The following is a 10,240-nucleotide window of genomic DNA, read 5'->3' on the forward strand; positions in this document are numbered from 1 at the left end:
CCATAACCGTCACAGCAATTTTATACTTTACTTCGATTTCAATCTTTTCTGGTGGATTGGCTAAAAGCCTGTCAATATCATTTTCCTCAACACCAGCCATTTTTGCTATCGTTAGCTTGGATATGCCATGATAGGAAACAAGCACTTCCAACTAATGCATTGATTTGATATTTCCCTTTTACCGAATCCTTTTATGCCTTAACATCACAACTTCCTCCGATAGATGGAGCTGTACCTACTGCCTGTGCTACAACATTCTCTGTAATGCTTTTCATATCCGTACCAATTGCAAATATTGTGCGTCTATCTTCCTGAATTTTCTTCATCTGCTCTTTTCTTTCAGCTCTCCGTTCTGCAAGTTTTTGTTCATTTTCTTTCTTTTTCTCGATTTTTCTATCTTCATCAGCCTTTTTTTGTTCTTCGCTTGGTCCTGTAATAACCATGGAGCCCATATTACCATCCTTATCTATCCATACCTGACGATACTTAACTTCACTACCAGTCATTGATTTAATCATTGAGTCAGCCCATCTATCTAATGCTGGAATTTTTGACAACATATTTTCATATTTTGTGGCAACCTCTGGATTACTCATCATCCTATTTAAAATCTCAGGAGCAATCCTCACATCTGTTTTTCCTGTACGATTAGCTGTTTTTACATTTTTATCCGAACTTCCTGCCACAATATCTATTTGAGGATTTTTTTCCTGCAATTTTTTTACATAATCTTCCTGACTCTCTTCTGTTTTGCTCACCTGTGAATTTTCCTTTGTTTTTTGAATATCACAAGCTGCCTTTTTAACCGTGTTCTTGTAACCTGATGCATAATACGATGTGTAACTGCTGTTATTGATACCTGTAATTGCCATAATCCTACCTCCCTGTTATTGAAACTTAAAATAATTTCTATTATATTGAACGACTTGGATATTTAATTTCCGTTGATGTAAATTCATCTTCTGCCGAAACATTGATATGCCCACTGCTGTCAATAGCATACTCTTTACCATAAACGGAAAACGTATCTCCTTCTTTAAATCCGATTTCTATCCAGTTTATATCATTTAACTGTTTTATCTTTGCGTCAACATTTATGGTCTTTCCTGATTCCTGCAATAAATAAGTGTGTTTTCCTGCTCCCGCTTCTATAGAAAAGAATCCCGGAGAAATCCCGACTTTCTCACAGACGGACAATACCTCCTCATTGCTGTAAAGATACCCCCACACACTCTTTCCCTGTGCCAGATCAGACAGGATATTGCCTGCCTTACACATTTCCCACTTATAATTTGTCCCTTTTTGATTTGTATTCTCTGCAAGCAACGATTCCGAGGCTGCCCAGCCTATCCTTCCATTGTTGACCGTCCATGTATATTTACCGCCACTTGATGTTGTCCATGAATAATAACTTTTATTACTTAATACCAGAGAATTATTTGCAGCACAAATGCCTGACATGGTGCTTGTATTCATTTTCGGTACTGCATAATTAGGTACTACCTGTCTGCTCCCATTAAGGTCAAAGGAAATAACCCCGTACTCCTTAAAATCAGAATTATATCCACAGGAAACATTCTCCCCAAAATTGATTGCATTCAAAATAGCACTTGAATTATTATAGTTTGCAAAATAATAAGCCAATTCACTGTTAGAAATATTCGCATTTTTATCTATCAGTGCAGCTATTGATTGCTTTGAAAAGCCTCGTGCAGCATCAGAAATACTTAAACTGTCCTGTTTTTTATTATTTCCTGCTCCAAGCAACATCTGTATTGCTTTTTGGTGTATTCCTGCCTCTGCCTGCTTTGAATATGTCAACAGCTGGTTTACTGTGTTTACATCTGTTACTGTCTTCATAGCTAGTCTCCAAACCCTTTTTCAACATTAAACGCCAAACATATGCTGCAATTTGTCCAGCATATTATTTACTCTGCCTTCAACAGCTTCTGGCTGATTCCTTAATTCATACCTGCTTCCATAGTAATCATTTAAACGGTCTTTCATCTCATTACAAAATAATTTTTGATCTGTTTTACCATTTAAAAACTGATTGCAGATACCACTTATCTCTTTCTTCTCATTTGTATAAAAAGCTGTCTCATCTGAGATTATTTCTGACTTGTACTTATAAGATTCTGTTTTGCTTCCAATTCCAACAACCATGTAATCTGGTGTCATTTTCTCCATGATAGAATTACGTGCCGAATCATTAAAATGAACATATTCGTCAATCATGTCTGAAAAACCAGCTTGAAATTGCTCTGGAACATACATTTCATTTACTTTCCTTAGCCCCACTTCACTTGCACTTAACAAAAATACAGATTCATAAGAAGTTCCTCTATATCCCTCCTGAGCATTCAAAGAATCTACATCTGCTGTCATTGCATTAATCTTCTCTTTTAAATCTTTCATTTCATCTTCTGTCAAATATTCAGAAGCATTTTCGTCCAGCCATTTTCCAAAAACCTCTGACTGATTTTCCGAACAGCCTTCAAACGCACTTTGTTCTCCAGAAATGGAAGTTGCTTTCAAATCTAATTTGAATAAATTTTCACATTTATATTCTGCTGGTATCTCTCTTATTTCTCCATTAATAGATGAAAAATGCATTGTATGAAAATCCGATACCTTATTACGAGCAGTCTCAACTAACTTTCTTGCTGAATCACTGATTTTCACATCATCCTCCGAAATAATATTCTGAGGAACAGTTGTTTTCTTCTCAACCTTATTTTTTATCATCTCTGGATTATTAATATACCTATTTCCTTGAACTTTCATAGCAACCTCCCTAAGTTAGTCCACACTTTCTATACTTCTTTATCTATCTTGCTCGATGTCAAAGAAGCATCCGTCTTAGAGTACGTACCATTATTTGTATAGGTTGCACTCGCCCGGTTTGCAGCATTCGATATACCAGTTGCTTTCTGCGATATTTTGCTTACAAAAGAATTATATCCTGTAAAGACCGTTTTCAGCGAACTGATATCTGCCTGCTTTAAAGCATCCTCATCTAATTCCAACTTGTTTCCTTTTCCTATGGTAATACCTATTTTGGCAAGCATATTACTGTTTTTGTCTGTCATTCCAGTCATCCATGAAGCATTTCGCAATACATCCTTTGTATTAGATTCTCCGGCTTCCTTAACTACATCATTATAATCTTCAACAAAAGATTTTACTGCCTTGGTGATTTTATCCCAGTCATAATCCTCTACCTCAATCTCTTCCCCCGTTTTTTCATCTTTCTTTTTTATTTTCTTTTTTTCCCAAAGAGAAGAGTCATTCAAAGCATCTGCTGATTTTTTCAGAGAATCTGCACTTGTTTTCATCAAGGTAAGTTTTTGTGAAGTATCACCTTTTCCCGATAATTTTTCAGCATCCTGTTTTGCATAATATGCTTTCATAAGTTTTCCATAGCTTCCATTTTTGATTGCAGCATAATCAGAAAGCATATTTGTATTGCCTACTGATGAACTATCTGACGTTCCACTAAACAACGCTGAAAAATCTACATTGCTGTTATATTTACTTGTATAATCACTAAAACTTTTGATTTCTGACATAACACCAGCCTCCTTTCCGAACTATAAACGTATATCGATCGGTGTATATACTACCGACTGTCCACTTTCTGATGCTGGATTTTTTATTGTTTCTGCTGTTTCTGTTTTGATATCTGCATTCTCTGATGCATCTGTTGCCGTATCTGCATTTTCCTGTGTATTCTCTGCTTTCTGCGTTTGATCCTTCTTTGTTTCTGCTGCATCTGTACGGTTGTCTGCCTTTGCTGCTTCTTCCATAGATTTATTTGCATCTGAAAGTGAAGACATCTGTGATGCTGTTGCAGACTGCGCTTTTGCCTGCAAATCTGCCAGTTCTTCTTCTTTCTTTTCGGTATTGCCTTTTCCAGCATCCTGCTTGATTTCAGACTCAAGCACACCGGCTCTTCCTTCCATCTGTGTTGCCATACTACCCTGCACTTTTGCCTGCTTCATAGATGAATCTGCGGAAATCATTGCCCGCATACCTGCCTGTGACAAGCCTGTTCCTTTCTTTGCAGATGTATTTTTTGTACCAGCCACCATATCATCCATAGATGATTTTTTACTCTGCTGTTCCTTTCTCTGTTCAATCTGGTGCTGTCTTAACTGTTGATTGAGATTTGTAATTTCCTGTTGTATCTCCTGACGTTTCTTCATCTTATCCTCTAATGACAGTTCTTCATTTGATGATAAGTCCTGCAATTTCTGCTGTGCATTTGCAATCTGATTCTGAATATTTTTACTCACAGAATCATTCGCCTGTGCCATTCCTATTGCTCCTGTCTGCGTATTCGTTCCGTTAAATCCATTAATTTTCATCATTTCGTTGTCCTCCTTGAGCTAATACTCTGAAATCCGTTTCCTGAAAATCTGTATAACATGATTTCTCTTTATTTTTTCTTTCGGCATATCTTTCTTCACAATAAACCGTGATGTTGTGAACCGCCCTTTTTTCGTTGTGAAGCATCAAGAAATCACTACATATTTCTGTAATTTGCAAAATACATAGTGCCAATTTATTTCTTTATTCTACCTGCATCATAATGCTAAGGATTACTTCCTCATTTCCCTGCTCCAAAGATATATCTCCCATATACATTCTGGCAACCCGGCGAATGTTATTCAGACCCATTCCATGTTCCCTCCCAGATTTTGTTGTTTCTGGCAAATCGCTATCACCAAAATTAAGCTGACCCCCAAAACTGTTTTTTATGGTTATCATAAAGATACTGTTTTTCCGAAAAGAAGAAATACTGATATACGGATCATCTCCACTTACATTTTCCATACAGTTATTCAAGGCATTATTCATGATCACACTCAGATCAAATGCATTTAACTTCGTATTCTGCGGATAATGAAAATCCGACAGAAACCGAATCTGCCTTTCTTTTGCTTCTCTCAGCTTTTCCATCAAAATGACATCAATTACCGGACTTCCTGTCTTTATTTCCGGAGATACCTCGTCCCATTCATTTTTCAGATGTTCCAAGTATTCTGTAGCATCATCCATATTATTATGTGCCACCAGATGTTCCAGTGTCTGTATATGATTTCCCATATCATGGCGCATGGAGCGGATATCCCGATACAACTTTTCGACTTCCCCGATATGCTTTTTCATGTCACTGATCTGATTTAATACCAGCTCTTGTCCCCGCTGTTCTTCCTGCATCTCTTTCCAGTTTTGAAACATTACAATCACAACAAGAATAGCAACTATGGAAATCAGATAGTGTAAAAAGCTTAAAGCTCCATAAAATCCATATGTAACAATCAAGTTCTTTCCAGTATCTCTTTCGTATATCATGAGATAATATTGTAAAATGCCATACCCAGTGACGCCTACAAGTGAAGGTATAATAAGCATTACCATCTCTTTGATGCTCATTTCATCTTTTTTGTATATATACGCTTTATTGATCAGTCCTATTGCAACCGCAATAAAAGCAATACAAAGTACAATATCCAAAACTCTGGTTCCAACATATAGTCCGTATTGCAACCACACTTTTTCTGCACTCATATTCCGAAATACAAGTGCTTTTGTAACAAGATCATCAAGTCTGGCTGCCATTGCAACCGTTAACCATCGGATAGAAAAGAACGTAATTGCAAGAAATATTTTCTGATATATATTTCTTCTGTCCTCTGCATACATCACAAGAAACGCTGCTATAACTCCAATCAGATATGCGGAAAAATTATCAATCTGTGGCGGAATCATATATAAAACAAGCATAATCGTAATATAAACAATACTGACTGCCACAGCCCCTTTTTTCTTTTTTATATAGGGACAAACAAATTTTCCAAAATAGATTCCTGTAATCATAAGGAGTGCGATAACAGAAATTTTCGATGTAACCATCCAGCATTTTTCTACCAAACTCATCCGATTTCTTTTCCTTTCCTCTGATTATATTTCAAATATTGTTTTACAAACTCAGAATAATTCTGTTTTGCAATCAATGCAGTTCCATTTTCCATCGTTACACAATTTGCATCATATTTCTGAACATATTTGAAATGTACGAGGTAGGCTCTGTGTGTACGAAAAAAATCTGCTCCCGCAATTTCACTCAGTTCCTGCAATTTTCCATAATATTCAATATTCGTATCCCGTGTATGGATAATGACTTTTCGATTATATACCTCAGCATACACAATATCCTTCAAAAACACTTTCATATGGCTTCCTCCGGACTGCACCATCATGTATTTTTCATCCGATTGATTTTCAGAATATTTTTCAATGCTTCTGACTGCACGTTTCACAACTTCCTCAAATTTTTCATCTGAAAACGGTTTCACCAGATAATGAAATGCTGCAACATCAAATGCCTGAAAAACATACTCCTCCACAGCAGTTACAAATATCAATACCATTCTTTCATTTTTCTGACGCAGAATCCTTGCCGTTTCCATTCCATCCATTCCTGGCATCTGAATATCCAAAAATAGAATATCCGGCTCACAACCACTTGCAATCAATTCATCACCAGATAAATATTTATCTATTACTGCATCTGGCAATAATTTCTTTATTTTTTCTTCTAATATCAATCCTATAGATTTTTCATCATCACAGATTGCTATTTGCATCTTGTCACTTCCTTACTTACATACAATTATATTTATAATATCGGAAAAGTTCTTTAAATAGCTAGCCACCATGTTGTGAACAGACCTTTTTTTGTTGTGAAATAGAATATCACATATATCGCTTTATCTGCTTCCTGTTAATTTGTTTTATCCGGCACACGCTCCTGGGAGTGACTGTATCTATCAAAAAAAGAAGTCAGCAGTTTATTCATGCACTACTGACTTCCTATACTACTTATTTTAATTGCCTCCCACATCCATCTGAATCTGATATCTTGGAATCGTCCCATTTTCCTTTTTATAAGCCAGAACATCATAAATCATCTACTGTTACGTTCCCATTTGATACCTTATTCAAAAAACGATCTAATTCCTCTACATAGCCAGCCAGACGATATTCCTCATCCCTGTCATTACTCAATAAACCAATAAAACGATTGTTCTTATTGGTGCCAATGTTCAATAACGATAAATCCACAACTCCCGAACCGTATCCTTTTACTGTTGCACTTGTAGATGCCCCCGTAAAAGCATTACGATAAAGATTATTGTCTCCATCATTTTTTCCGTCAGAACAAATTCATCACCTAAGTCCTTCATTTTTGATTGGCATACCGGAGCCGGCATATGATATGTATAATTACCACAAATATTCTTATACTGACTATGATTCTGAATGATTCCAATTCCCATACAGGGTTCTCCTTTTTTCGTAATTTTTCAACCAGTTTGCAAAAAAATATTATATTTCTAAAGCACAGAATACCATTGTCTGTTCATACGATCAGCTTCATACTGGTATGTAATCAACTGGTTCATATCCTTTAAGCTGCTCTTTCCATATAAAATGCTTAAAGTCATATCTGGCACATTGTTCCATCCTCTGGTTGAAATAGTTGAAACCAGGTCATGTATCCAATTATTCATTTGCTGCTTAAACTCTTTCGGAACTTTTCCGGAACTTTCAACTGCACTATCCACTAAGTCTAATATATTCTCTCCCGACTCCGTATAATATGTCCCATTTTTTTCCTCAAGTTTGTCTAATTCATATCCTGTATAACTATAAACCTGATGATATGCTTCGTATTTCATCTTTGATTCCTCTGTTACTTGAGAACTCTCACAGCCATCTTGTGTTGAGCAATAATAGATATGCTTATAGAGATTTTTCCCATTATTACCTACATTTAAAGCATTCTGCATCAACACCTTTGTTTCTTCATCCACGCCATCTACCGTTATCTCGTAACTGTATGGATCGACAGTAAAAGTACAATCTTTCGTAATAGAAGATGTATCGACACCAGCCTGCTTTAAAATATTTGAAATCTGCGAATTTACCAATGCTCTTTCAAATTGGATTTTATCCGAATCTACACTGTCGCCGTCCACTTCAATTCCCCTGAACAAAGAATCCTGATAATTTACACCATTTATTTTTCCTGTCCGGCACATCTGCATCTCATAATTATATGCAATCCTACGTTCTGTATCAGTCAAATTAGTCTCGTAATACTCTGAACTCTTATCAAAATACTTGGAATGAATATAATTTTCTGGGTTAGAATGTGTTTTTGCTTCTGCGGCAAGCTTAGAATACTTTTCCGTTAATGCCGCCCTAAATGCTTTACCTGTACTCATATATTCACTTGTTTTCGCATTAATCTGTGTTCCTGCATTCTCAATGAGCTCTTGATTCGTTTTTTTTGCTGAAACTATATAGGACTTTAAGTCAATGCTACTGTCAATACTTGTATTATGTGTTCTTCCACTTGTACTTTTTGTCAGTTTTTCCTTTCCCGATGCACTTATCGTTAAGGTATCTCTTGTGCCTCTACAACCAGTGTTTTGACTGCTTGCCGCTTTTTGCTGTTGACCAAACAGAACATTAAGCAATGACTGATTAGCATTTATTCGGCTGTTAAAAAATATATTCATAATATCACCAACCTCCTTCTTCTAATATTTTATAAACAAAATTATTGTTCATCCAATAATTTGATTATAATCATGTAATAATTCAGATTTTATCATGAGATACCATCTCAATGCTCTTTTCATAACTAGAAGCTGCTGTTGACACCAATGACTGAATATTGACATTATCACTGTTAGCATTTGAGTTATTCAATAGATTGGACAGTCTTTGTTTACTTTCATATGTCCGACTTCTATATACATCTTCCATTTGTTTACGTTTTATCAAATGTTCCTTTTGATTTTTTTCAATCTGTTCTTCAATAAATTCCTCCAACCGCTTATGACGTTTCTCCCACCAAGTTTCTCCATCATTAGCTGTTTCTAGTCCACTCTTTCCTACCGGACCTGCATAACCATATCATTCTTCCGGTGACGCTCCAATAACATCAAAGCTAACATTATTTGATCCTACAGAAAAATATTATATTTCTAAAATACAGAATATCATTGTCTGTTCATACTACCGCAAATATCAGTTTATGATCTTCGCACTCTAATTTCAGATGAATGACCGCTTTTCCGGTATTTTTCAGTACTTTTTCACTCTCCCGGATTGCATTATCCAGTAAATTGGAGAGCAGGATCACGATCTCTTCCTCCTCCAGACAGATCTCCTGCAGATCCCCTACTTTTAGGATCACTGCTATGTGTTTCTCCTGCATGCTGCGGTACTTCTGGTTTAAAACAGCATTGACCACCGGATGATTTGTGTTGATTGCCGACATCTCGACAGCTATGCTCTCTGTCAGCTTCTGCGTAAATGAAAGTGCCTCATCTGTGTGTCCATTCTTTATCAATGTCTGGATTGTGGAAAGCTGATTTTTATAATCGTGCATTTTTCTTCGCTGACGCTCATAGATTTCTTCCCGGTCCTGATAATTTGCAATACGATTTTTCTGATTTTGTTCCGTAAGTACCGCAATTTTTATTCTCTCTTCTTTTTCAATGGTATTCTGCATGAACTCCATAAGGATAAGGTTAATCGCAACCAGTCCCACTGAAAGAAATAAAAATACATTCTGCATGTCAATACATCCCGGCATACTCATATCAGTTTCTATGCCAGCACATCAAATGTCGAAACTCCATTTTCTGTCACTCCTGTAGAAGTTGAAGTACCTAGCAGTTCCACCAGTTTTCCTGTTAGGTCTGCCACATCTTTTCCATCAATTTTCAGATTATATTGCCGTTCTTCCTGCTCCTGTTTTTCGGCACGCTGTTTTTCCAGCCGTTCCTCTGTCTCTTTCTTTTCTGCTTTCCTTTTCTCGAGTCTTTCTTCAAGTTCTTTCCTTGCTTTTTCTGTTCCCGGATCAACCTCATCTGTTACCAGTACTTCTTCTGTTATGCTATCATATCCATTTATTGTATCCGTTACACTCAGTACCTTACAGCCACGAGCACTTTGAGCAGCTTTCAATTTTTCGATACTTTCCGGTATTAAAGATAGATTATACTCCAACCATTGTTTTGTCTTTTCATCTCCCATAGCCTTTGACAAAAGAGAACTGTTTATATTTACGGAATAATCCCTGCTTCGTAAACAATCGTATTTTTGTGTTAAATAGTTCTTATATTCATGAGCATTCTTATATGTCCTGCCC

Annotated in this window: 13 protein-coding genes; all 13 read right to left on the reverse strand. The window is 36.4% G+C overall.

Annotated elements, in window-relative coordinates; translation table 11 throughout:
* On the reverse strand, window positions 1–145 hold a 145-nt coding region (locus tag DW059_RS17710; RefSeq protein ID WP_334294169.1), incomplete at its 3' end, for an HTH domain-containing protein.
* A gap of 46 nt (window positions 146–191) precedes the next feature.
* Window positions 192–872 carry a DUF6033 family protein gene (locus tag DW059_RS14010; RefSeq protein WP_117699204.1) on the reverse strand — a complete coding sequence of 227 codons (681 nt, stop codon included), beginning with the start codon at window positions 870–872 and terminating at the stop codon, window positions 192–194.
* 40 nt (window positions 873–912) lie between these two features.
* Window positions 913–1,860 (reverse strand): hypothetical protein, encoded by a 948-nt coding sequence (locus tag DW059_RS14015; protein ID WP_117699205.1) that lies wholly within the window; start codon window positions 1,858–1,860, stop codon window positions 913–915.
* A gap of 27 nt (window positions 1,861–1,887) precedes the next feature.
* Window positions 1,888–2,787, reverse strand: a complete 900-nt coding sequence (locus tag DW059_RS14020; RefSeq protein ID WP_117699206.1) for a hypothetical protein — start codon at window positions 2,785–2,787, stop codon at window positions 1,888–1,890.
* 29 nt (window positions 2,788–2,816) lie between these two features.
* A complete protein-coding gene (gene fliD, locus DW059_RS16595; RefSeq protein WP_242986286.1) occupies window positions 2,817–3,572 on the reverse strand; it encodes a flagellar filament capping protein FliD in 756 nt (251 codons plus the stop codon).
* Window positions 3,573–3,593: 21 nt separating this feature from the next.
* A complete protein-coding gene (locus DW059_RS14030; RefSeq protein ID WP_197420875.1) occupies window positions 3,594–4,370 on the reverse strand; it encodes a FlxA-like family protein in 777 nt (258 codons plus the stop codon).
* A gap of 205 nt (window positions 4,371–4,575) precedes the next feature.
* Window positions 4,576–5,946 (reverse strand): sensor histidine kinase, encoded by a 1,371-nt coding sequence (locus tag DW059_RS14035; protein WP_117699208.1) that lies wholly within the window; start codon window positions 5,944–5,946, stop codon window positions 4,576–4,578.
* Complete coding sequence (locus tag DW059_RS14040) at window positions 5,943–6,656, reverse strand: LytR/AlgR family response regulator transcription factor (protein WP_055306784.1); 714 nt, start codon at window positions 6,654–6,656, stop codon at window positions 5,943–5,945. Before DW059_RS14040 ends, DW059_RS14035 begins: the two co-directional genes overlap by 4 nt.
* Before the next feature lie 313 nt (window positions 6,657–6,969).
* Complete coding sequence (locus DW059_RS15975) at window positions 6,970–7,119, reverse strand: hypothetical protein (protein ID WP_158552130.1); 150 nt, start codon at window positions 7,117–7,119, stop codon at window positions 6,970–6,972.
* 35 nt (window positions 7,120–7,154) lie between these two features.
* Window positions 7,155–7,349, reverse strand: a complete 195-nt coding sequence (locus DW059_RS14045; protein WP_117699209.1) for a hypothetical protein — start codon at window positions 7,347–7,349, stop codon at window positions 7,155–7,157.
* Window positions 7,350–7,406: 57 nt separating this feature from the next.
* Complete coding sequence (locus tag DW059_RS14050; RefSeq protein ID WP_117699210.1) at window positions 7,407–8,597, reverse strand: DUF4885 family protein; 1,191 nt, start codon at window positions 8,595–8,597, stop codon at window positions 7,407–7,409.
* A gap of 497 nt (window positions 8,598–9,094) precedes the next feature.
* Entirely contained in the window at window positions 9,095–9,664 is a 570-nt protein-coding gene (locus tag DW059_RS14060; protein ID WP_242986288.1) for a sensor histidine kinase, read from the reverse strand.
* A 32-nt stretch (window positions 9,665–9,696) separates the two neighbouring features.
* Window positions 9,697–10,240: DUF6033 family protein (locus DW059_RS14065; protein ID WP_117699213.1), on the reverse strand; the 544-nt coding region annotated here is incomplete at its 5' end.

The organism is Roseburia sp. AF42-8, assembly GCF_003435965.1.
GTDB classification, from domain to species: Bacteria; Bacillota; Clostridia; order Lachnospirales; family Lachnospiraceae; genus Roseburia_C; species Roseburia_C amylophila.

Coding starts and splice junctions, on each gene's coding strand:
- DW059_RS14050 (WP_117699210.1), bottom strand. CDS start 8,597: ATGAATATATTTTTTAACAGCCGAATAAATGCTAATCAGTCATTGCTT.
- DW059_RS14020 (WP_117699206.1), bottom strand. CDS start 2,787: ATGAAAGTTCAAGGAAATAGGTATATTAATAATCCAGAGATGATAAAA.
- DW059_RS14045 (WP_117699209.1), bottom strand. CDS start 7,349: ATGGGAATTGGAATCATTCAGAATCATAGTCAGTATAAGAATATTTGT.
- DW059_RS14035 (WP_117699208.1), bottom strand. CDS start 5,946: ATGAGTTTGGTAGAAAAATGCTGGATGGTTACATCGAAAATTTCTGTT.
- DW059_RS14010 (WP_117699204.1), bottom strand. CDS start 872: ATGGCAATTACAGGTATCAATAACAGCAGTTACACATCGTATTATGCA.
- DW059_RS14060 (WP_242986288.1), bottom strand. CDS start 9,664: ATGCAGAATGTATTTTTATTTCTTTCAGTGGGACTGGTTGCGATTAAC.
- fliD (WP_242986286.1), bottom strand. CDS start 3,572: ATGTCAGAAATCAAAAGTTTTAGTGATTATACAAGTAAATATAACAGC.
- DW059_RS14015 (WP_117699205.1), bottom strand. CDS start 1,860: ATGAAGACAGTAACAGATGTAAACACAGTAAACCAGCTGTTGACATAT.
- DW059_RS14030 (WP_197420875.1), bottom strand. CDS start 4,370: ATGAAAATTAATGGATTTAACGGAACGAATACGCAGACAGGAGCAATA.
- DW059_RS14040 (WP_055306784.1), bottom strand. CDS start 6,656: ATGCAAATAGCAATCTGTGATGATGAAAAATCTATAGGATTGATATTA.